Source organism: Oerskovia enterophila (assembly GCF_001692445.1).
Lineage (GTDB): Bacteria > Actinomycetota > Actinomycetes > Actinomycetales > Cellulomonadaceae > Oerskovia > Oerskovia enterophila.
In genome coordinates, this window is sequence record NZ_MAQA01000026.1 from 1 (window position 1) to 22182 (window position 22182).

Consider the following 22182-nt stretch of genomic DNA (forward strand, 5'->3'; position numbering starts at 1 on the left):
CCATGAGCTGCCAGGCCTCGGCGATCTCGGCCCGCACCGGGCCGAGCGCAGGACGCCGGGAGGCCGCCGTGCGCCGCAGGGCATCCTCCACGAGGGCCAGCCGCTCGGCCCACGAGCCGGCCTCGCCGAGCCGTTCCCGGAGCGCGCGCGAGGCGCGCCCGAGCACGTCGTCGGCGTCCGTGACGATGCCGAGCTCTCCGGCGGGCACCCCGAGCAGCGTGCGGGCAGCGAGCGGGTCGAGCGCGAGCTGGACGCCGGCCTGGTGCGCAGGCTGATGGATGTAGGCGGGAGTGGTGTGCAGGCCGCCGACGAGCGACTCGAAGCGGTGCAGCGGTGCGTCCGCGCCGGGGCCGGTCGCCGTCGGGACCGGCCCGTCGAGGCTGATGACGAGCGTCAGCCAGGGGGAGGGCAGCCCGCGGTGGACCGACGGGGCGTCGTCGGCGATCTCGTAGCCCAGCATCGAACCGACCGCGGACGCCAGGGGACCGGTCGGCGAGGAGCGCACGTAGTGCTGGCTCATCCCTCCACCGTAGGACGTCCCGGAAGGCGGCGCCGCGGTCCGTGCCCCGGCCGGTGGCTGACCGGCCCGGGGTAGGTGACATGGCGGTGGGCGCCGGCCGCAGGAGGATCCCTGCGACCGGCGCCCGTCGTGACGGATCGCGCTACCGCCCGCCCTTGAGCGGGATCTTGACGAGCGTCCCGCCCGGGACCGGCTCGGGGGTCGGCGTGGGCGTGGGGCGGTGCCTCGCGGAGTCGGTCGGCGAGAGCATGCTCGTCCCGTCCGGTTCGCCGGGCTCCTCGGGTCCGGTCGGCAGGCCGGCGAGCACGTCCGAGGTCACGTACAGCGCGGACGAGGTCCACTCGAGCGCGCCGGGCATGACGACGTCGGCGAACGGCACGGGGGTCGTGGTGCCCTTGCGGATCACCGAGATGCGGCTCGCGAAGAGCTCGGCCACGTACACGTCGCCGCGCGGCGAGACCGCGAGGTTGGTCGCCGTGAGCAGGCCGCCCGCGTAGAGGGAGACCTTCCCGCGCTGGCTCACGGTGTAGACCGCTCCGCGGGCTCCGAGCGAGGGGTCCTCGGGCCCGCCGGGCAGGAGCGAGACGAACAGGCGTCCGTCGGGGCCGCGCTCGACGTCGGTCGGGACCGGCTCGTTGTAGTACGTGTGGCCGATCGTGCACTCGGGCATCCCGGTCGCCGCGGCGACCTCGGCGGTCACGGCGAGCGGCTGGGCGGGCAGGACCGCGACGGTGCGGACCGTCCCGCGCCGGTCGACCGACCAGATGGCGTTCGCCCCGGCGTCGGCGACGTAGGTCGTGCCGTCGACCGTCGTGGAGGCGTAGGGGTGCGAGAAGACCTCGCCGGGGTGGCTCGCGCCGCCGGCCTCGGGCGGCACCTGGGCCGCGCAGTCGGGCGCGAGGTCGCGGAAGCCGTAGATCACGCCGCCGTCGGGGTTGGTGGCCTGCTCGTGCGCGCCGATGTCCGCGACCGTGCGGATCTTCCCACGCTTGTCGCGCTCCTGGAGGAGCACGCTCGACCCGTCGGGGGTGCCCTCGGTGAACAGGACGCGGCGCCCGTCGGTCGAGACCGCGCTGATCTCCGAGCCGGGGACGGCGGCCGTGTAGACGTTCTGCTGCCCGCGGCGGTTCACCTCGGTGACGGAGCCGCCGAAGTTCTGCGAGGCGTACGACGAGCCGTCGTCGCCCACACCCAGCGAGAGCGGGCCGAGGAGCCCGGTCGCGAGGGTCTGCGGGCTGCCGGGGGTCGGCAGGCCGCCTCCGCCTCCGCCGTGGCCGTGCCGGTCGTCGTGCGCCTGGGCGGGGGTCGCGCCCAGCGCGAGCGCCCCGACGAGGGCGAGCGCGACCCCGATCGTGCCGGTCCGCTGCGGTCCGCGCGTGGTGCGCGGCCGTCTGATGCTCTTGGTCTTCCTGATCATCGGTTCTCTCCTCGGGCGCGGGACGTCGACGTCGGGCGCCCGTGGTCTGGGCGGCGCTGCGGGCAGGACCGTCGTCGTGGACGGCCTGGTGAACCCGGCGCTCGCCGGTACGGGAGGTGCGGGTGACGTGCGGTGCGGTGCGCACCGTGGGCACGGGTCTGTCCGGTGCCGGTGGACGCCGGGGCGTCGTCGCGAGGTCCGGCTCCCCTGCCGGACACACCTAGGGAGCGCTCCCAGGAGGATTCGTGACAGCCGTCCGACGGCGTGCGGCCGATAGCCTGGTGCCCGTGACCGCACATCCCACGCTCGCCCACGTCGTCCGGACCCTCGAGGCGCTCTACCCGCCGTCGACCGCGGAGGGGTGGGACGCCGTCGGGCTCGTGACGGGCGACCCCGCCCAGCAGGTCCGCAAGATCCTCTTCGCGGTGGACCCCGTCGCGACGGTCGCCGACGAGGCGATCGAGTGGGGCGCGGACCTGATCGTGACCCACCACCCGCTCTTCCTGCGGCCCGTGCACTCGATCGCGGCGACCACGTTCAAGGGCTCGCTCGTGCACCGGCTGGTGCGGGCCGGGGTCGGGCTGTACGTCGCCCACACCAACGCCGACGCCGCGCCGCGCGGGGTCGCGGACGCGCTCGCGGACGCGATCGGTCTGGTGGACCGGTCGCCGCTCGTCCCGGCGCCCTCTGCGCCCGACGGCGGCGCGCACCCCGCCGAGACCGGCATCGGTCGCGTAGGGCGCCTCGAGGAGCCGACGACGTTGCGCGCCTTCGCGCAGCGCGTCGCCACCGCGCTGCCCGCGACCGAGCAGGGCGTGCGCGTCGCGGGCGACCTGGACGCGACCGTGAGCACCGTGGCCGTCGTCGGAGGCTCGGGCGACTCGCTGTTCGACGCCGTCCGCAGCGCGGGAGCCGACGTGTACGTCACCGCGGACCTGCGCCACCACCCGGCGTCCGAGCTGCGCGAGCGCGCCGAGTTCGAGGGCGGCGCGGCGGGCGGTCCGTTCCTCGTGGACGTCGCGCACTTCGCGAGCGAGTGGCCCTGGCTGCGCTACGCCGCCGCCGACCTGACGGAACGGCTTGCAGATGCGGGTACGGTGGAGACCCGCGTGAGCGTCCGACGGACCGACCCCTGGACCGCCCGGATCGGCTCCGCGCCCCGCGCCTGAGACGGCGCCCCACAACTGCATCGAAAGGAACGCACCCTGTGACCACTGCACCCCCCGAGGACCAGCGACGACTGCTGGAGGTCCAGGCGCTCGACACCCGCCTGCAGCAGCTCGCGCACAAGCGCACCACGCTGCCCTCGATCGCCCGCATCGCGGAGCTCGACGCGCAGATCTCCGACCTGAGCACCTCGCTCGTCGCCTCCCGCACGGCTGTGAGCGACCTCAAGCGCGAGCTCACCAAGGCAGAGGGTGACGTGGAGCAGGTCCGCACGCGTGCCGCCCGCGACCAGACCCGCCTCGACTCGGGCCAGGTCGGCGCCAAGGACGCCCAGGCGCTCGTGGGGGAGCTCGCCTCGCTCGCCCGCCGCCAGGAGGTCCTCGAGGAGGTCGAGCTCGGTGTCATGGAGCGTCTCGAGGCGCACGAGGACGCGCTCGCCAAGCTCGACGCCGCGAACGACGAGCTGCTCGCCGCGAAGGCCGCCGTCGTGGTCGAGCGCGACGCCGAGCTCGCGCAGATCGACGCCGAGGTCGCGACCGTGACCGCCGCGCGCGCCCAGGCCGTCGAGGGGCTCGACACCGGGCTCGTCACGCTCTACGACCGGCTCCGCGCACAGCTCGGTGGCCTGGGGGCTGCCGTGCTCAGCGGTCGCCGCTGCGAGGGGTGCCGCCTCGAGCTCAACCCGTCCGACGTCGAGATCATCAAGGCCAAGAGCCCCGACCAGGTCGCGCGCTGCGAGGAGTGCTCGCGCATCCTGGTGCGCCTCGACGCCTGAGGGGCTGCTGATACTGCTGGGACTGTCCGCTAGCTGGAGCTGACGGGACCTGCCGGTGCTGCCGGTTCTGCTCATGGGACCTGCTGGTTCTGCTGGCCGGGCCTGCGGGCCGGTCTTGCGGTCGGAACGGTCGACACGACCCCGTCCATTGTGGGGCGGGGTCGTGCTGTGTCCGGGGGGTCTGGTGCCGAGCACGAGGTTGCGGTCGTTCTGACGGAATTCACGACCGCAACCTCGTGCTCGTATGCGCGCAACGTCGTGTTCGGTGGGTTGACGTCGCCCGTGGTGCTCGCTCGTCTGCCGGGTGAGCGGCGTGCGACGTCTGTGGCCGGCCTCGTGGAGCGGTCCGTCTCGTGGTGCCGAACATGCGGTTGGCGTCGTGATTCGGGCTGAGCGCGACGGCAAACGCATGCTCGGAGAACGTCAACCGCATGGTCGCGGTGAGGGGGGCGTGCGGGATGGGCGGGCGGTGGCCTCGGGGCAGTTGCGGCCGCCCGGCGGTGGCAGCCGATCGTCGGGGTCGGTGCTGCCCGAGGTCGTGAAGCCTAGTTGTCCACAGCCTGGGACGGGGGGTGGTGGTGCGGCGGTTTGACCCGTTAGGTTCCTGGGGAGGTAGGGGGCGGTGTGGCCCTGTGCCGGTACCTACCGAGGGGGCAGGGATGGGTTCGCAGGGGTTGCACAGGGCTGCCGCGCATGCGCGCAGAGGCGTGTCGGGCGCTGGGCGTCGACACGAGCGCGGTGATTGGGGGCGGTCGTGGTCGTTGGGCGCGGTGGCGCTGGTGGTCGGGATCGGCGTGGTCCTGGGCGGCTGCTCGACGCCTGCGCCGGAGGTGGAGAAGACACCGTCGGTCGTGAGCGAGGCTCCGAGCCCCACGTCCACGCCGACGCCTGTTCCGACCGGCCCGGTCAAGCCCGAGCGACCGGCGGACATGGACCGCACCGACGAGGTGGGGGCGGCGGCTGCGGCGACCTACTTCCTGGAGCTCTACCCGTACGTGATGGCGACGGGTGACCTTGAGGAGTGGGAGCGGGTCTCCCTTGTTGACCTCTGTGAGTTCTGCGTCAAGGTTTCTGCGGACGTAGCGTCCCAGCAGGCTGCCGGAACGACCTACAGCGGTGGAGATGTCGAAGTTGACGTGACGAAGACCTATCCCCTTGACACTCTGCTCGGCGCATATCCAGTTGATGTCGTGCTCAGCCAGGATGCGTCCGTCATTGCTAGCGAAGATGGAACTGTGATCGAGAGCAGCGAGTCAGTATCGGGTCCGCTTCGTGTCGAGGTCATGTACGACGGTGATGCATGGCTCTTGCTGGAGGTCTCGACCAACATGCCAACATCATGAAGACAGCGGTATTTGCGTTGACGATAGGAGTAACCTCGCTCGCCTTTGGGACGGCACTTCCAGCTGGCAAAGACATCTTCGGGAACGCCGAGGGCAATGTTGTCGATGTCGTCGCCACCGACGTCTCCGCAGACGGCTCCGCCCATCGTCCGAAGAACTCCGACGGAACCCCCGCGTCCTCCGAGTACCGGCGGATGCCCGCCGCGTTGTGCCACAACGCGGACCTCACCACGACCAAGGGCCAGATCGGGTCCTGTGCCGACGGTGAGGTCGAGGGAGAGTTCCAGGTCTCGTGTCCCGAGGGTGAGATCGCCCTGGAACCCGTCTTCGTGCAGACCTGGACGAACAACCCGGACGGAACCATCAGTGGTCTGACCGGCTGGACCCTGCTCAACGACGGCGACTGCCTGACCGCGGTCGACCTCGCACCGTTGGCCGAGGTCGAGTTCCAACGCCTGACGATCGCCCCGTCGCCGCTCACGGTCCAGCCGCCGGACGGCTGGACGCTGGTCAACATCGAGACCATCACCTACACCACCCCCACCCCGCAGACGTTCGCCACGACGCTGCTCGGCATCCCGGTCACGATCGAGGCCACGCCCGCGACGTACACCTGGGACTACGACGACGGCACCACCCCGACCCACACCACCGACCCCGGCGCCCCCTATCCCCACCAGAGCGTGTTCCACACCTACAGGGACGAGGGCACCGCCATCATCAGCCTCGACACCACCTGGGAAGGACGCTTCCAGATCACCGGTACCTCGAGCTGGACCCCCATCACGGGTACCGCGCACACGACCGCCACCGCCCCACCCCTGACCATCTACGAGGCACGCTCGCGCCTGGTCACCGACCCCCTCGACTGACCTCGACGAGACACGCCCGCATCGCCCCTGTTCGACGCCACGACCAGCACCAGGAACACTGAGGTGGCCGGGCGGCGCACCTTGGCATGGGTACACGGTCGGGCTACGGCTCCGGGCGCGTGAAGCCCGGGCCATCGCCGACAGAGGCACCCGAGCACGCAGAAGCGGCCGAGCAAGCAGGCGCCGGATGGACGAGGCGAGACGTGGAGGAACAGCATGGGTAGGTCGTTGATCGTCGAGGCCGACGGCGGGTCGCGCGGGAACCCCGGACCCGCGGGCTACGGCGCGCTCGTCCGGGACGCCACGACGGGAACAGTACTGGCCGAGCGTGCGCGCTACCTCGGCGTCGTCTCGAACAACGTCGCCGAGTACTCGGGACTCGTCGCGGGTCTCGAGGCAGCGCGGGGCATCGACCCCGATGCCCGCGTGCTCGTGCGCATGGACTCCAAGCTCGTCGTCGAGCAGATGTCGGGCCGCTGGAAGATCAAGCACGACGACATGCGACGCCTCGCTGCCGAGGCCGCACTCGTCCTCCCGCCGTCCCAGGTCTCGTACGAGTGGGTGCCGCGCGCCGACAACTCCGCAGCCGACAAGCTTGCCAACGAGGCCATGGACACGGGCGGCCAGATCGCGCGTGACTACCCGGACGCCACCGTGGGCGACGCGCACGACGACCAGAGCAGCGAGGACCAGGGAGGACGCGCCGAAGAGACCTCGGGTGCGGTCGACAGCGTCGACCGTCCGGCCACCGACGATGCCGCGGCGTTCGACACCCCGTCGCGCCCCTCCGGCGCCCGCGCACGGTTCGACGGCGCCGAGCCGCTCACCGTCGTCCTGGTCCGCCACGGTCAGACCCCGCTCACGGTCGCCGGCGCCTACTCGGGCTCCTCGGTCCCGGGCCCGTCGCTGACCGCGCGGGGACGGGTGCAGGCCGCGCAGGCGGCCGACCTGGTCTACCGCATCGGTCGCGACCGCTGGACCGACCTGCCCCGACCGACAGCGATCGTCGCCTCGCCCATGGTGCGTGCGCAGGAGACCGCGCGGGCCGTCGGGCGCCGTCTCGGGTTGCACGTCGGGTCCGACGACCGCTTCGCCGAGGTCCACTTCGGTGAGTGGGAGGGACTGACCGCCCCGCAGATCGCCGAGCGGTGGGACGGGCATCCGGAGAGGTGGCTCACGTCGGGCACCGAGGTCGCGCCGGGCGGGGAGTCCATGGCGGACGTCGGCGACCGGGTCTGGGCCGGCCTGCAGGACCTGCTGGCCCGCGGCACGGGCCGGACCGTGGTCGTGGTGGGGCATGCGGTGCAGGTGCGTGCCGCGGTCGGCCGCGCGATCGAGGCGCCGCCCTCGCGGTGGGCCGGCTTCCGGGTGCCGCCGGGATCGGTCAGCATCCTGCGGCTGTGGGCCGACGGCGCGACCGAGCTGACCGTGGTCGGGTGCCCGAGCGAGCCCTAGGCCGTCCCGCGGCGCCCCGCCCCCGCACGGTGCCGAGCACGAGGTTGCGGTCGTTCTGAGGTCCTCAGCGTTCTCAACCTCGTGCTCGACCGCGCGGAACCTCGTTCTCGGCACCCGCACGCCTCGAACACCCGGAATCGGCAAACAGTCGGTGAGGGAAGCGGCGACTTGATGGTTCGTGTCCGCCGATCCACGTCGACCACACGTCGACTCCTCGTCGGCGACCGTTCGCGTGCCGCAGGGCAGCTCGCGCCGCAGAACGGCTCAGGAGACGACGAGCTCCAGCGTCGAGGCGCCGCGCGCCCCAGGAAGCAGGGTCGCGTCGAGCAGCTCCGACCCGACCAGCTCGTACGCGGCCTTGAGCAGCTCCTCGCCCGAGTGCACGGGCTCGGTGCGGGTCAGCAGGTGCCCCGTGAGGACGCCGCGCGTGTGCTTGGCGTTGTGCGAGACGACGCTGCGCCGGCCGTCGAGCTCGCGCAGGACCCGGACGGCGACGTGCTCGGCGTCCGCGGGCACCTTCCACGCGGCCGCGTACGGCGCCGACCGGCAGTCGATCACGACGTCTCCCGCAGCCCGCGCGTCGAGCGCCGCGGCGAGGTGTGGGCGCCAGGTCGGAGCCAGCGCGCCGAGGGGGGGAAGCCTGGTCCCCATCGACAACCGGTAGGCGGGGATGCGGTCGGCGGGGGAGACCGCGCCCCACAGTGCCGAGACGATCCGTACCGACTCCTCGGCCCGCGCCGCCGCGGCGGGTGGCAGGTCGGCCAGGCCGGCCGCTGCGTACAGGACGCCGCTGTACACCTGTGCGGCCGGAGCCGCGGGCGCGGTGGGCAGCGACACGTTGCGCGCGACCTCGTCGGCCAGCCCGCTGCTCACGCCCAGCACGTCGAGCGCGTCGCGCCGCCTGCTCGCGGCGACGAGCGCGCGGAGCACGGCCTTGCGGTGCCGGGTGAGCGACGGCGAGCTGAGGGCCGAGAGATCGACGGGAGCTCCGTCGTCGGGCACGGACTTTCCCTCGGAGGGCGGCAGGAGCAGAAGCACACCGCCACTCTAGGGCGGCCGCGCACGGCCACCGACCGCGGCGGGGCGTGGCGATGGTCACCCGTGGCGGACCGCTCGCCCCGGCACTAGGTTGTGCCGCATGGTTCAGGTCAAGGTCTACGGCACCCGCACGGTCTGGGAGATGAAGCGCGAGGACATCTCCGACGCGATCCACCGCGCGGTCGTCGGCGCCTGGGGGCTGCCCGAGGAGAAGCGGTTCCACCGCTTCCTCCTCATGGAGGACGGCGACCTGATCGCGCCGCAGCGCAGCGACGCCTACCTCGTCATCGAGGTCGTGTGCTTCACAGGCCGCTCGCGCGAGGCCAAGCGCGCGCTCATCGCCGCGATGTTCGACGACGTCGCGCCCTTCCTGGGGCTGGCGGCGGACGACCTCGAGGTCGTCATCCTCGAGAGCCCGCCCGAGAGCTGGGGCATCCGCGGCAGGAGCGGCGACGAGCTCGCGCTGGGCTACCGCGTGGACGTGTAGGCTGCGGGAGCGGATGAGTCGGTCAGACGGCCGCGTCGGTGCCCTCGTGGCACCGCCGAGGAACGTCCGGGCTCCACAGGGCAAGGTGGTGGGTAACGCCCACCCGGGGTGACCCGCGGGACAGTGCCACAGAGAACAGACCGCCTCCCACGGCCTCGGCCGTGGGCGGTAAGGGTGAAACGGTGGTGTAAGAGACCACCAGCGGGCCAGGTGACTGGTCCGGCTAGGTAAACCCCACCTGGAGCAAGGTCAGACAGGAAGCGTTCGAGGGCTGCTCGCCCGAGCTTCCGGGTAGACCGCTGGAGGCGTGCGGCAACGTACGTCGTAGATGGATGGCCGTCACCCGCGCGGGGGCAACCGCGCGCGGGGACAGAACCCGGCGTACCGACCGACTCATCCGCCCTCACCCGTCCGGCGACGCCGCCTCCTCTGTCGCCCGTACCTCGCCCTGCGTACGCTGGCTGGATGAGGATCGTCGAGTGCTTGGCCCCGGTGCTGGGGCAGTGGCAGGGCGTCCACCGTCAGCGGCTCCTGCCCACCGACGCGTTCGTCGCGTCGGACGCCACGGCGTCCGTGACGGTCACGGCGCGTGAGTACGTCTCGCTCGCCTACACGTGGTCCGACGGCGACGCTCCCCAGGAGGGGCTGCTCCTTCTGAGCGGCGGCTCCGGACCAGAGGGGGTCTCCGCGGTCTGGCTCGACTCGTGGCACTCGTCGCCCGCCTGGATGCTGTTCGCCGGCACGGTCGGCGAGGACGGCGTCGTCCGGCTGACCGGGAGCTATGCCGCACCGGAGGGGCCGGACTGGGGCTGGCAGATCTTCGTCGCTCCGGTCGAGGGCGGTGGCGGACGCATGACCATGCTCAACCTGGTACCCGGCGAGGCGCCCTACGAGGCGGTCGAGGCGGTTTACGACCACCGCGTCTGAGCCGTCACCCGTCACCCGTCACCTGTCGGCTGACCGCGCTCGCCGCATGAGCTCGAGCGGCAGCGCCACCCAGAGCAGCGCGAACAGCACGAGCGCCCCCACGGCCGCGATCACCGCGGCGGCCGGCCCCACGACCACGTCGAAGATCAGCAGCACGGTCCCGGCCACGACGAGCGCGAGCACCACGAGCCCCACGCGCGCCAACCGGTCGGCCGACGTCACGAGCCGCATCTTGAGGTGCTTGCGGAACAGCAGGCGGTGCAACGACACGGGCGCGACGAGCAGTCCGGTCGCGAGCACCGAGAGCACCACGAGGCACAGGTAGATCGTGCGCTGGGTGTCGTCGAGCTCGCCGAACCGCTGCTGGAACGGCAGGGTCAGCAGGAAGCCCGTGAGGATCTGCACGCCCATCTGCGTGACGCGCAGCTCCTGCAGGAGCTCGGCCCAGTTGCGGTCGGCGCGCTCCTCGGCCGACTCGTGGCGCGAGTCGGCAGCGCCGGCCACGTCGTCCCCGGACGACCGCGAGTGCCGGGGACCTGGGCCGCCGGCCCCCGGGCCGCCAGCCCGATCGCTCGCGGGCCCCCGGCTACCCCCGTCGCCCGTGTCCACGGCGGCCTCGTCAGTGGTTCCGGAGAGCCGACACGAGCTCGCTCTTGCGCATGGTCGAGCGGCCCTCGATCCCGATCTCGCGAGCCCTCGCGCGCAGCTCGCCCACGGTCCATTCCTCGTAGGCGGGCGACGACCCACCCTTCTTCCCGACCGTGCTGCGGGACGACGCCGCCGCGGCGTTGGCGATGCGCGCGGACTTCTCCTTGGAGTTCCCCTCGTCGCGCAGGGTCTCGTACAGCTCCTTGTCCTTGACCGAAGGACCGGGGTCTCGCCTGGGCACAGGATCACCTCTCGAGGTCTCGATGAACAGGTCCTTCGACCGTACGACGACCCCGCAGCACTTGCTCGGCACGTGGCACCGGGCCAGAGCAGGTCAAGAGCGGCGAAGACGACCAGGAGGAGGATTCGCCCAAAAACGCACGCCGACGGCATCCCAGGTAAAGCGCTCCCCAGAATGCTGTCATGCCGGTGCCACTTGGGGGTACCCTGGCTCTGTTGACGGCGCTCTAGACGTCGGGTGCCGAGAACACGACGAGCGGGGGCTCTGGACTCATGACTCCGAGCAAGACGACGACCACCGGCGGTATCACTCTCCTCGAGCAGCCGGAATCGAGTGTCGTGGACATGTGGGGCGAGATCGACGTGGCGCTGCGCAGCGAGGCGAGCGCGGCACTGGCGAACGCACTGGACCGGGACGTGCCCGTCGTGATCGACACCTCGAAGGTGACGTTCATGGACTCCACGGGCATCGCGTTCCTCGTGCAGTTCTACACGATCGGCAGCGAGGAGGGACTGCAGGTCAGCCTGCGCAACCCTCCGACGGTCGTCACGGACGTCCTGGAGATGCTGGGCGTGATCGACATCTTCCCGGGGCTGCCGACGCACCATGTCGAGCACGACGAACCACAGCACCAGAGCGCGGTCTGACCCGCCTCGCGGCGGGCCGGACCACGCCCGTCGGAGCGGGCCGGACCACGCCCGTCGGAGCGGGCCGGACCACGCCCGGCTGCGCCGGACCCGACCAAGCGCCGGGCGCACCCGTCCGAGCGCGGCCGGACAGTTGGCCGGGTCGGCCTGCCGTCAGGCCGAACGCCGATCAGGCCAGCCCGGCTCCCTCGGCTGCCAGCGCGGCCGCGCCCACGATGCCCGCGGCGTTGCGCAGCTCGGCCGGGATGATGGGCGCCTTGAGGTGCAGCAGCGGCAGGAAGTTCTCGTGGTGCTTGGAGATCCCGCCGCCGACCACGATCAGGTCGGGTGAGAAGAGCATCTCGACGACCTCGAAGTAGCGCTGGAGCCGAGCGGCCCACTCCTCCCACGAGAGGTCCTCCCGGCCGCGCGCCGACTCCGCGGCCCGTGACTCGGCGTCGAATCCGTCGATCTCGAGGTGGCCCAGCTCGGTGTTGGGCACGAGGATCCCGTCGACGACCAGGGCGCTGCCGATGCCCGTGCCCAGGGTCGCGAGCAGGACCACGCCCTTGGTGTCCTTGGCCGCGCCGTAGCGGACCTCGCCGATCCCCGCGGCGTCCGCGTCGTTGACCGCGACGACGTGCCGCCCGGTCTCCTTCTTGATCAGCGCGGGCAGGTCGACGCCCTTCCAGGACTTGTCGAGGTTCGCGATGAACCCGATCACGCCGTGGTGGATGGGGCCGGGGAAGGCCACGCCGATCGGAACGTCGTGCGGCAGGTCGTACTCGTCGACGAGCTCGGCGATGACCTTGGCGACGGCCTCGGGCGTGGAGGGCTGCGGCGTCGGGATGCGGTGACGCTCCTGGGCGAACTCGCCCGTGGCGAGGTCGACCGGTGCGCCCTTGATGCCGCTGCCGCCGACGTCGATCCCGAAGGCCAGCCCGTGGTGGTGGTGTGAGTGCTTGCTCATGGCAGGGTCAGGATCTCCGCTCCGTCTTCGGTGACGACCAGGGTGTGCTCGAACTGCGCGGTCAGCGACCTGTCCGCGGTGACTACGGTCCACCCGTCGTCCCACATGCGCCACTCGGGGCCGCCGAGCGTCAGCATGGGCTCGATCGTGAAGACCATGCCCGGTTCCATGACGGTGTCGTGGTCGGGGGCCGCGTCGTAGTGGGGGATCACGAGCCCCGAGTGGAACGACTCGCCGACGCCGTGGCCCGTGTACTCGCGCACCACGCCGTAGCCGAACCGGTGCGCGTACTTCTCGATCACGCGGCCCAGGACGTTGACCTCGCGCCCGGGTCGCACGGCCTTGATGGCCCGGTCGAGCGACTCGCGCGTGCGCTGCACGAGCAGCGCGGCCTCCTCGCTGATCTCACCGACCGCGAACGTGGCGTTGTTGTCGCCGTGCACGCCGCCGATGAACGCGGTGATGTCGACGTTGACGATGTCGCCCTCGACCATCTCTGTCGAGTCCGGGATCCCGTGGCACACGACCTCGTTGAGCGAGGTGCACAGCGACTTGGGGAAGCCGCGGTAGCCGAGCGTCGACGGGTAGGCGCCGTGGTCCAGGAGGAACTCGTGCCCGATCCGGTCGAGCTCGTCGGTGCTCACACCGGGGGCGACGTGCATCCCGACCTCGGCGAGGGCCTGGGCCGCGATGCGGCTCGCGACCCGGATCCGGTCGAGGGTCTCGGGGTCCACGACGTCGTCGCCCGTGAAGGGCTGCGGGCCGGGCTGCCCCACGTACTCGGGCCGTGCGATCGAGCGTGGCACGACGCGCAGGGGAGAGACCGACCCCGGGACCAACGGTCCGCGTGGGGCGGTCAGGACGGAGGAATCGGGCATGCCGCCAGTCTACGGAGTGCCCGTGGCCCGGTGCGTATGGCCGACGCCGTGCGCGCGGGTGAGGCAGGATCGTCCTATGACGAAGGAACGATTCTCCGACGACGGCGACCCGGTCTCCGAGGACCAGTACTACTTCGACACGCGCACGGGGGAGGTCTCGAAGGGCCCGCAGTCGACGTGGTCCTCGCGCATGGGCCCGTACCCGACGCGTGAGGCCGCGGCCCAGGCGCTCGACCTTGCCCGTGCCCGCTCCGAGGCCTGGGACGAGGAGGAACGGGAGCGCGAGCGCGACAAGTGACGGATCCTGCCGGTCGGGCCGGCCGCTGGACCGTGGCGCTCGCGGTGCTGCTCGCGGGCCTCGCGGTGGGATGGTTGTCCTGGCTCGCGTTCGGCAGCGGCGCGGGCGACGAGCGCCCGGCGCCCTCCCCGAGCCCGACGACGGAGCTCACCTCGGGTGCGTCCGCGACCGACGTCCCCGGCGTCGCAGGCGTCGCCGGCTCCGGCAAATCGTCCCCACCGGACCCTGCGTCGCTCCCGCTGACCGGGCTGACGGTCGCGCTCGACCCGGGGCACAACGGCGCGAACGCCCAGCACCCGGACCAGGCCGGTGCGCTCGTGCCGGACGGTCGCGGGGGCTCCAAGGCGTGCAACACGGTCGGCACGTCGACCGACGCGGGCTACCCCGAGCACGCGTTCACGTGGGACGTCGCCTCGCGGGCCACCACGGCGCTCGAGGACCTCGGCGCACGGGTCGTCGTGACGCGCGTGGACGACGAAGGGGTCGGGCCGTGCGTCGACGTCCGGGGAGGCTTCGCCCAGGCGGTGGGGGCGGACGTGCTCGTCTCGGTCCACGCCAACGGCAGCGACGACCGCGCGGCGAAGGGGTTCTTCGTCATCGTGGCGGACCCGCCGCCGGTCGTCGACGGCCCGCCGCGGGCCGACGACGCGGCGTCGAGCGAGCGTCTCGCGACGGCCATGGTCGGAGCCCTGGCATCCGCGGGCTTCACGCCGTCGGGCAGCGTCGCCGGCGCGATCTCGCGGCGCGGCGATCTCGCGACGCTCAACCTCGCCGCGCGCCCCGCGGTGCTGCTCGAGCTCGCCGAGATGCGCAACCCGGACGAGGCCGCGCTGGCGTCCTCCGAGGAGGGCCGCCAGCGCTACGCCGACGCGATCGCCGCGGGCGTGGTCGCCTGGGCGGGGTAGCCCCCTCTCCCCGGAGCAACCGCGAGCCTCCCCGCCCCGAGGCAAGAGGCCCGGGCACGGCGACGCCCGACGGCGCCACGCACCCCGGGCGCACCGGTGCACCCTGGGGAGCGACGCCGTCGGGCGGGGAGGGGCTTACTTCTCGAAGCTGTGCGCCGCGTCCGGGAACGTGCCGCCCTTGACCTCTTCCGCGTAGTCCTGCGCGGCCCGGCCCAGGGCCGCACCGATCTCCGCGAACCGCTTGGCGAAGCGCGGCGACCACTCGGTCATCCCGGCGAGGTCCGTCCAGACGAGGACCTGGCCGTCGCACTCGGGACCCGCGCCGATCCCGATGGTCGGGATGCGCACGATCTCCGTCACGCGGGCCGCGACCTCGACCGGGACCATCTCGAGGACCACGGCGACCGCGCCCGCGTCGGTCACGGCGACGGCGTCCTCGCACAGGCGCTCGGCGGCGTCGTCCCCGCGGCCCTGCACGCGCGGCCCGCCCAGGATGTTCTCCGACTGCGGCGTGAAGCCCAGGTGCGCGACGACGGGGATGCCCGCGTCGGTCAGCGCCCGGATCTGCGTGGCCGAGCGACGCCCGCCCTCGAGCTTGACCGCGTGCGCGCCGGTCTCCTTCATGATGCGCACGCTCGTCGCGAGGGCCTGCTCCGGCCCGGCCTCGTACGAGCCGAACGGCAGGTCCACGATCACGAGCGCACGCTGCGCGGCCCGTGCGACGCCGCGCGCGGCGGGGATCATGTCGTCGACCGTGACGGGCAGCGTGGTCCGGTGCCCGTGCATGGTGTTCCCGATCGAGTCGCCGACGAGCAGCATGTCGATGCCCGCCTCGTCGAAGATGCGGGCGGTCACCGCGTCGTACGCGGTGAGCATCGTGAGCTTCTCGTGCCGCGCCTTGGCCTCCGCGAGGTGGTGGACGCGGAAGCGCTTGACGGGCGTGGCCGGGGTCTGGCCGGGCTGGGTGTGTGCGGACATGCTCTCGTCTCTCCAGGTCGTGCGGCCCGCCGGTGGTCGGTGGGCCGGTCGTACGGGAAGCAGGTGGGGCGTGCGGCCCTGGCGGTGAGCCGGACTACTCGGCGGGCTCGCGCCAGCGGGACGTGACGGGCAGGCGGCGGTCGCGGCCGAACGCGAGCGAGGTGACCTTGGGGCCGAGCGGGTACTGGCGCCGCTTCCACTCGGCGCGGTCGACGAGCGTCACGACCTTGTCCACGACCTCGGGGTCGAACCCGCGGGCGAGCAGCTCGGCGCGCCCCTCGGCGTGCTCGATGTACGCGTCGAGGACCTCGTCGAGCAGGTCGTAGGGAGGCAGCGAGTCCTGGTCGGTCTGGCCGGGTCGCAGCTCGGCCGACGGCGGCTTGGTGATCGAGGACTCGGGGATCGGGGGGATCTCGCCCGCGTCGAGCGCGGCGTCGTTGCGCCAGCGCGCGAGGGCCCACACGCGCGACTTGTCGACGTCCTTGAGCGGCGCGTAGCCACCGATGCTGCCCGCGTCGTAGATGGTCGCGTAGCCCACCGCGAGCTCGGACTTGTTGCCCGGCGCGATGACGAGATGGCCCTCGCGGTTCGAGATCGCCATGAGGACCACGCCGCGCACGCGCGCCTGGAGGTTCTCCTCGGCGACGCCCTCGAGCGCGAGCTCGCCCTGGAAGGCCTCGACCATGGGCGCGATGGGCTGCACGCGGTAGTCGGCGCCGAGGCGCTTGGCGAGGTCGGCGGCGTCGTCCTTGCTGTGCTCGGACGAGTACGACGAGGGCATCGAGACGCCCACGACGTTCTGGCCGCCGATCGCGTCGGCCGCGAGGGTCGCGGTGAGCGCCGAGTCGATCCCGCCCGACAGCCCCAGGACGATCGATCGGAACCCGTTCTTGCGCACGTACCCGGCCAGGCCCGTGACGCAGGCCCGGTAGACCTCCTCGTCGGGGTGCAGCGGGGGAGCGATGCGCCCCGTGGGGTAGACGGTCGCCGGCGCGGTGCCCGTCAGGTCGGCGGAGGACGTCCGCGCGGGCAGGTCCCAGACCAGCAGGTCCTCGACGAACTGCGGCGAGGACGTGAGCACCGAGCCGTCGGGGCCCACGACGAACGACCCGCCGTCGAACACCAGGTCGTCCTGCCCGCCGACCATGTTGACGTACGCGACGGGGGCGTCGACCTCCGCGGCGCGGCGCGCGGCCAGGTCGGTGCGGACGTGCCCCTTGCCCTCCTCGTACGGAGAGCCGTTGAGCACGAGCAGCAGGTCGATCCCGTGGCCGGCCTCGTCGAGGCCGCCCAGCGTGGTGATCGGCCCGCCGTCCTGCCAGATGTCCTCGCAGATGACGATGCCGACCGCGCGGCCCTCGATCTCGACGACGAGCGGCTCGGTCCCGGGCGCGAAGATGCGGAACTCGTCGAACACGCCGTAGTTCGGCAGGTGGTGCTTGTCGTAGGCGGCGAGGACCTCGCCGTGCTGGATGACGACCGCGCGGTTGGTCGGCAGGTCGGCCGGCGCCCCCGAGGCCGCGCGCTCGGGCGTGTCCGGCGTCCCGGCGGTCCCCACGGTGCCCAGGACGACCGTGACGCCGCCCAGGCCCTCGCGCTCGAGCTGCGCGGCGACGTCGGCCGCTGCGGCCCACGCGGCGCGACGGAACGAGGCGCGCAGCGCCAGGTCCTCGATCGGGTAGCCCGTGAGCGTCATCTCGGGGAACGCGACGACGTGGGCGCCCTCGCCCGCCGCGCGCCGGGTCCACTCGAGGATCTTCGCCGTGTTCTGGTCGATCGCTCCGACGCACGTGTCGATCTGTGCGAGGGCGATGCGCAGTTCTGCCATGCTCGCCAGCCTATGCGAACCCGCCGGTCAGGTGCCCATCGGTACCGTTCGGCGCGCGGCCGTGGCACGCTGGCGACACGTCGCGCCGTCAGGACGCGTCGTAACCCGCTCGACACACTCATCAGGCAGGATGTAGCCATGGACAGGCAGCAGGAGTTCGTGCTCCGCACGGTCGAGGAGCGCGACATCCGCTTCATCCGTCTCTGGTTCACCGACGTGCTGGGGATGCTCAAGTCGGTCGCGATCGCGCCCGCCGAGCTCGAGTCGGCCTTCTCGGAGGGCATCGGCTTCGACGGCAGCTCGATCGAGGGCCTCACGCGCGTGTACGAGGCGGACATGATCGCGCGCCCCGACCCGACCACGTTCCAGGTGCTGCCGTGGCGCGGCGACCGCCACGGGACGGCCAGGATGTTCTGCGACATCCTCACGCCCGACGGCGAGCCCTCGCTCGCGGACTCGCGCAACGTGCTCAAGCGCGCGCTGGCCAAGGCGAGCGACAAGGGCTTCACGTTCTACACGCACCCCGAGGTCGAGTTCTACCTCTTCAACCACCCGGCCGACGCCTCGTCGCCGCTCGTCCCGGTGGACCAGGGCGGGTACTTCGACCACCTGGCCCGCGGATCGACGCACGACTTCCGTCGCGCGGCGATCACGATGCTCGAGTCGATGGGCATCTCGGTGGAGTTCTCCCACCACGAGGCCGGCCCCGGCCAGAACGAGATCGACCTGCGCTACGCCGACGCCCTGACCACGGCCGACAACCTCATGACGTTCCGCACGGTCGTCAAGGAGGTCGCGCTCGAGCAGGGGGTCTTCGCGTCGTTCATGCCCAAGCCCATGGCCGACCAGCCGGGCTCGGGCATGCACACGCACCTGTCGTTGTTCGAGGGCGACCGCAACGCGTTCCACGAGCCCGGTGCGCAGTTCGAGCTGTCCAAGACGGCGCGCTCGTTCATCGCGGGCCTGCTGGTCCACGCCGCGGAGATCACCGCGATCACCAACCAGTACGTCAACTCGTACAAGCGCCTGTGGGGCGGGTCGGAGGCCCCGAGCTACGTCTGCTGGGGCCACAACAACCGCTCGGCGCTCGTGCGCGTGCCCATGTACAAGCCGGGCAAGGGAAACTCGAGCCGCATCGAGTACCGCGCCCTGGACTCCGCGACCAACCCGTACCTCGCGTACGCGGTCATCCTCGCGGCGGGCCTCAAGGGCATCGAGGAGGGCTACGAGCTCCCCGAGGAGACCGAGGACGACGTGTGGGAGCTGACGGACTCCGAGCGCCGTGCGCTCGGGATCAAGCCGCTGCCGCAGTCGCTCGACGCCGCGATCCAGATCATGGAGACGTCCGAGCTCGTCGCCGAGACCCTGGGCGAGCACGTGTTCGACTTCGTGCTGCGCAACAAGCGCCAGGAGTGGGACGCGTACCGCTCGCAGGTCACGCCGTTCGAGCTGAAGCGGTTCCTGCAGGTCCTGTGAGCCCGTCCTCGCGCGGGCCCGTCGGGCCTTGGTGGTCGCGATGACCCCGGGGCCCGACGGCGGCGCTCACCTCAGCAGCTTCGGCGCGCCTGCGGGGTCGCGGCGCACCACCCCGACCTCGCGCCTGCGCAGGCTCGGGTTCGCCGACGTCACCCGCTCGTTGTCGCTGCTCGACGACAAGGACCTCGTGGGGGTCCTCGGGCCCCTGTCCGAGGAGCTGCTCGCCGCGGTCGGCGCGACCGCGGACCCTGACCTTGCGCTGCTCCAGCTCGCCCGGCTGTCGTCCGCGGTGGCCGGGGACGAGGCGTCGTGCACGCTGCTCAGGGACGTGCTCTCGGGCGCGGCGGCGGGCGAGGCCGCCGCCGACGAGCGGTCGGCGGACGCGGGGGATGCGGCCGGCGAGGGTGCCGGCGACCTCGGTCCCGGTCCCGCGGGCTCCACGGAGGGTGCGACGGCACCGCACGGCCCCGTCCCGACCGGTCGTGACCGCCTCCTGGCGGTGCTCGGCGCCTCGGTCGCGCTCGGCGACGACCTGGTCTCCCACCCCGAGCTGCTGCACGTCGTCGCCGACCCGACGCCGGGGACCGGGGTGCCTGCGGAGGCCGTGCGCGCCGAGCTGCTGCGCGCCGTGGACGCGGACCCCGACGCGGGGCAGCCGGTCGCGGCCGTCCCCGTCGGTGCGGCCACCGACGCGATGCGCCGGGCCTACCGTGCGCGCATCCTGCGGATCGCGGCGACCGACCTCACCGCGCCCGACCCCCTGACCGCGATGCCCGCCGTGGCCGCGGCGCTCGCGGACCTGGCTGCGGCCGCGCTCGAGGCCGCGCTCGCGGTCGCCCGCTCCGAGCTCGACGACCACGGCGGGGGCGTCCGGCTCGCTGTGATGGGCATGGGCAAGTGCGGGGGGCGCGAGCTCAACTACGTGTCCGACGTCGACGTGATCTACGTCGCCGAGCCCGCCGACGGGTACGACGAGGCCTACGCCACGAGCGTCGGGGCGCGCCTCGCGACGGGGCTCGCCCGGGTCTGCTCGGGCACGTCCTCGGAACCGCCGTTGTGGCCCGTCGACGCCGCGCTACGCCCCGAGGGCAAGAACGGGCCGCTCGTGCGGAGCCTCGCGAGCCACCTCGCGTACTACGAGCGCTGGGCCAAGACCTGGGAGTTCCAGGCGCTGCTCAAGGCGCGGCTGGTCGCGGGGGACGCCGAGCTCGCGGCGGCCTACCACGACGCGATCAACCCGTTCGTGTGGACGGCCGTGGCGCGGGAGAACTTCGTCGAGGACTCCCAGGCCATGCGCCGCCGGGTCGAGGACCACGTGCCGGCCGCCGAGGCGGACCGCCAGCTCAAGCTCGGCAAGGGGGGACTGCGCGACGTCGAGTTCACGGTCCAGCTCCTGCAGCTCGTGCACGGCCGGGCCGACGACTCGATCCGCAGCCCCAGCACCCTCACGGCGCTCGCCGCGCTGGCGGCGGGTGGCTACGTCGGCCGCGAGCACGCCGCCCGCCTGGCCGCCTGCTACCGGTTCCTGCGCTCGCTCGAGCACCGCATCCAGCTCTTCCGCCTGCGCCGCACCCACCTCATCCCGACCGGGGAGGACGACCTGCGCCGTCTGGCCCGGTCGGTGGGCATGCGCTCCGAGGGCGCCGAAGGGCTCATGGAACGGTGGCGCGCGACGCGCCGCGAGGTGCGCGCGCTGCACGAGGAGCTGTTCTACCGGCCGCTGCTCCCGGCGACCGCGCAGCTCTCGACCGAGGAGGCGAGCCTCGCACCGGAGGCGGCCAAGGCGCGCTTCCAGGCGATCGGCTACCGCGACCCCGCGGGTGCCATGCGCCACGTCGTCGCGCTGACCGAGGGCGTGAGCCGCCGCGCGGCGATCCAGCGTCAGCTCCTGCCCGTGATGCTCGGCTGGTTCGCCGAGGGCGCGGACCCCGACGCGGGGCTCCTGAACTTCCGCACGCTGTCCGAGGAGCTCGGCTCGACCCACTGGTACCTCAAGCTGCTGCGCGACTCGGGGTCGGCCGCGCACCGTCTCGCGACGCTCCTGTCGAGCTCGCGCTACATGGCCGACGCCCTCTCGCGCTCGCCCGAGTCCGTCGCCTGGCTCGCGGACGACGCCGAGCTGGCCCCGCGCGGCGCGGCCCGGCTGGCGGTCGAGGCCGACGCGATCCTGACCCGTGCCGATGTCGCGGGGCCCGCGGCCAAGGCGCTGCGGGCGGTGCGCCGTCGCGAGCTCGCACGGACGGGGGCCGCGGAGATCCTGGGCGTCGTGGACGCGGTCGACGCGGCGCGCGCGATCTCCGACGCCGCCGACCTGCTGCTCGTGGGCGGGCTGCGGGTCGCGCAGTTCGTGGCGCGCCAGGAGCTCGGGATCGCGGGCCCTGCCGACGACCCCGCGCGCCTGCAGGTCGTCGCCATGGGACGCCTGGGCGGCCGGGAGATGGGCTACGGCTCGGACGCCGACGTGCTCTTCGTGTACGAGCCGGTCGAGGGGGCCGCCGACCGCGACGCCCAGGCGTTCGCGCTCCTCGTCGCGACCCGCCTGCGCTCGCTGCTCGGGGACATGGGACCCGAGCCGGGGCTGCCCGTGGACGCCGACCTGCGCCCCGAGGGCCGCAACGGCCCGCTCGTGCGCTCGTTCGAGTCCTACGCCGAGTACTACGACCGCTGGTCGGCCGCGTGGGAGAGCCAGGCCCTGCTGCGCGCACGGCCCGTCGCGGGAGACCCGGGGCTCGGCGAGCGCTTCGTCGGGCTCGTCGACCCCGTGCGCTACCCGGCGGGCGGGGTCGAGCCCGCGACGGAGCGCGAGGTCCGGCGCATCAAGGCGCGCGTCGAGGCCGAGCGGCTGCCCCGCGGTGTCGATCCCTCGCGCCACCTCAAGCTGGGCCGCGGGGGGGTCTCCGACGTCGAGTGGACCGTCCAGCTCCTCCAGCTCCAGCACGCGCACGAGGTCGCGGGACTGCGGACGACGTCGACGGTCGACGCCCTCGAGGCGGCCGCGGACGCGGGCATCGTCACGCCCGACGACGCCGCGACTTTGGGAGAGTCGTGGCACCTCGCGTCGCGGTTGCGCAGCGCGCTCGTGCTCTGGTCCGGGCGCACCGGGGGGCCCTCGGCCGACGTCCTGCCGCACGAGGTCCGGGCGCTCGCGGGGCTGGCGCGCGTGATCGGGGAGGAGTCGGGGGCCGAGCTCGAGGATCGCTACCTGCGCACGGCCCGGCGGGCGCGTGCCGTCATGGAGCGCGTGTTCTACGGCGAGGACTGAGCGTCCCGCTCCTCGTCGGTCCGGTGGCCCGGTCGACGCGGTCCGTGGCGTCGGCGCGGGCTCGTCGCACG

General features: G+C 72.8%; 20 protein-coding genes, 1 other RNA gene and 1 pseudogene. 13 read left to right on the plus strand and 9 right to left on the minus strand.

Going from position 1 to position 22182, the window contains the following annotated elements; genetic code table 11:
- Positions 1-520 (minus strand): annotated as a pseudogene (locus OERS_RS11580) (hypothetical protein); the annotation flags it as partial.
- 142 nt (positions 521-662) lie between these two features.
- On the minus strand, positions 663-1937 hold the full coding sequence (locus tag OERS_RS11585; RefSeq protein WP_068625888.1) for a ScyD/ScyE family protein: 1275 nt from the start codon (positions 1935-1937) through the stop codon (positions 663-665).
- Positions 1938-2224: 287 nt separating this feature from the next.
- On the opposite strand from OERS_RS11585, the gene OERS_RS11590 reads away from it, so the two are divergent.
- The 5 genes from OERS_RS11590 to OERS_RS11610 all read left to right on the plus strand — a co-directional run bounded on the left by OERS_RS11590 (position 2225) and on the right by OERS_RS11610 (position 7549).
- The gene (locus tag OERS_RS11590; RefSeq protein ID WP_083201401.1) at positions 2225-3106 is read left to right on the plus strand and encodes a Nif3-like dinuclear metal center hexameric protein; all 882 of its coding nucleotides are present in this window, start codon (positions 2225-2227) and stop codon (positions 3104-3106) included.
- A 38-nt stretch (positions 3107-3144) separates the two neighbouring features.
- The gene (locus OERS_RS11595) at positions 3145-3879 is read left to right on the plus strand and encodes a zinc ribbon domain-containing protein (RefSeq protein WP_068625889.1); all 735 of its coding nucleotides are present in this window, start codon (positions 3145-3147) and stop codon (positions 3877-3879) included.
- Between the two features lie 770 nt (positions 3880-4649).
- Complete coding sequence (locus OERS_RS11600; protein WP_068625890.1) at positions 4650-5222, plus strand: DUF6318 family protein; 573 nt, start codon at positions 4650-4652, stop codon at positions 5220-5222.
- A gap of 194 nt (positions 5223-5416) precedes the next feature.
- Positions 5417-6094 carry a hypothetical protein gene (locus OERS_RS11605; protein ID WP_068625891.1) on the plus strand — a complete coding sequence of 226 codons (678 nt, stop codon included), beginning with the start codon at positions 5417-5419 and terminating at the stop codon, positions 6092-6094.
- A 216-nt stretch (positions 6095-6310) separates the two neighbouring features.
- A complete protein-coding gene (locus OERS_RS11610) occupies positions 6311-7549 on the plus strand; it encodes a bifunctional RNase H/acid phosphatase (protein ID WP_068625892.1) in 1239 nt (412 codons plus the stop codon).
- 264 nt (positions 7550-7813) lie between these two features.
- Here OERS_RS11610 and OERS_RS11615 read toward each other — a convergent pair whose 3' ends face one another.
- A complete protein-coding gene (locus OERS_RS11615; RefSeq protein ID WP_068625893.1) occupies positions 7814-8587 on the minus strand; it encodes a YaaA family protein in 774 nt (257 codons plus the stop codon).
- 100 nt (positions 8588-8687) lie between these two features.
- Between OERS_RS11615 and OERS_RS11620 the strand changes: the two genes are divergently transcribed.
- The 3 genes from OERS_RS11620 to OERS_RS11630 all read left to right on the plus strand — a co-directional run bounded on the left by OERS_RS11620 (position 8688) and on the right by OERS_RS11630 (position 10001).
- On the plus strand, positions 8688-9074 hold the full coding sequence (locus OERS_RS11620) for a tautomerase family protein (RefSeq protein WP_056651087.1): 387 nt from the start codon (positions 8688-8690) through the stop codon (positions 9072-9074).
- A 14-nt stretch (positions 9075-9088) separates the two neighbouring features.
- Positions 9089-9474, plus strand: an RNA gene (gene rnpB / locus OERS_RS11625) — RNase P RNA component class A.
- Positions 9475-9539: 65 nt separating this feature from the next.
- Positions 9540-10001 carry a DUF1579 family protein gene (locus tag OERS_RS11630; protein ID WP_068625894.1) on the plus strand — a complete coding sequence of 154 codons (462 nt, stop codon included), beginning with the start codon at positions 9540-9542 and terminating at the stop codon, positions 9999-10001.
- 18 nt (positions 10002-10019) lie between these two features.
- On the opposite strand, the gene OERS_RS11635 is transcribed toward OERS_RS11630, so the two are convergent.
- Together OERS_RS11635 and OERS_RS11640 are read right to left on the minus strand one after the other, a co-directional pair.
- Entirely contained in the window at positions 10020-10505 is a 486-nt protein-coding gene (locus OERS_RS11635; RefSeq protein ID WP_068625895.1) for a DUF6328 family protein, read from the minus strand.
- Positions 10506-10620: 115 nt separating this feature from the next.
- A complete protein-coding gene (locus OERS_RS11640; RefSeq protein WP_068625896.1) occupies positions 10621-10890 on the minus strand; it encodes a DUF7218 family protein in 270 nt (89 codons plus the stop codon).
- Between the two features lie 272 nt (positions 10891-11162).
- On the opposite strand from OERS_RS11640, the gene OERS_RS11645 reads away from it, so the two are divergent.
- Positions 11163-11537 carry an STAS domain-containing protein gene (locus tag OERS_RS11645; RefSeq protein ID WP_068625897.1) on the plus strand — a complete coding sequence of 125 codons (375 nt, stop codon included), beginning with the start codon at positions 11163-11165 and terminating at the stop codon, positions 11535-11537.
- A gap of 169 nt (positions 11538-11706) precedes the next feature.
- On the opposite strand, the gene ppgK is transcribed toward OERS_RS11645, so the two are convergent.
- Both ppgK and map read right to left on the minus strand, forming a co-directional pair.
- The gene (gene ppgK / locus OERS_RS11650; RefSeq protein ID WP_056651100.1) at positions 11707-12486 is read right to left on the minus strand and encodes a polyphosphate--glucose phosphotransferase; all 780 of its coding nucleotides are present in this window, start codon (positions 12484-12486) and stop codon (positions 11707-11709) included.
- Positions 12483-13364, minus strand: a complete 882-nt coding sequence (map, locus tag OERS_RS11655; protein WP_056651102.1) for a type I methionyl aminopeptidase — start codon at positions 13362-13364, stop codon at positions 12483-12485. The genes ppgK and map overlap by 4 nt, the downstream gene beginning before the upstream one ends.
- A gap of 76 nt (positions 13365-13440) precedes the next feature.
- On the opposite strand from map, the gene OERS_RS11660 reads away from it, so the two are divergent.
- Entirely contained in the window at positions 13441-13662 is a 222-nt protein-coding gene (locus OERS_RS11660; RefSeq protein WP_068625898.1) for a hypothetical protein, read from the plus strand.
- Positions 13659-14567 carry an N-acetylmuramoyl-L-alanine amidase gene (locus OERS_RS11665; protein ID WP_169834219.1) on the plus strand — a complete coding sequence of 303 codons (909 nt, stop codon included), beginning with the start codon at positions 13659-13661 and terminating at the stop codon, positions 14565-14567. The genes OERS_RS11660 and OERS_RS11665 overlap by 4 nt, the downstream gene beginning before the upstream one ends.
- 135 nt (positions 14568-14702) lie before the next feature.
- Here OERS_RS11665 and panB read toward each other — a convergent pair whose 3' ends face one another.
- Positions 14703-15545, minus strand: a complete 843-nt coding sequence (gene panB, locus OERS_RS11670; protein WP_056651110.1) for a 3-methyl-2-oxobutanoate hydroxymethyltransferase — start codon at positions 15543-15545, stop codon at positions 14703-14705.
- 94 nt (positions 15546-15639) lie between these two features.
- On the minus strand, positions 15640-17373 hold the full coding sequence (locus OERS_RS11675) for an NAD+ synthase (RefSeq protein ID WP_068625899.1): 1734 nt from the start codon (positions 17371-17373) through the stop codon (positions 15640-15642).
- Between the two features lie 138 nt (positions 17374-17511).
- Between OERS_RS11675 and OERS_RS11680 the strand changes: the two genes are divergently transcribed.
- Together OERS_RS11680 and OERS_RS11685 are read left to right on the plus strand one after the other, a co-directional pair.
- A complete protein-coding gene (locus tag OERS_RS11680; RefSeq protein ID WP_056651115.1) occupies positions 17512-18849 on the plus strand; it encodes a glutamine synthetase family protein in 1338 nt (445 codons plus the stop codon).
- Between the two features lie 40 nt (positions 18850-18889).
- A complete protein-coding gene (locus OERS_RS11685) occupies positions 18890-22111 on the plus strand; it encodes a bifunctional [glutamine synthetase] adenylyltransferase/[glutamine synthetase]-adenylyl-L-tyrosine phosphorylase (protein WP_068625915.1) in 3222 nt (1073 codons plus the stop codon).
- The last annotated feature ends 71 nt before the right edge of the window (positions 22112-22182 follow it).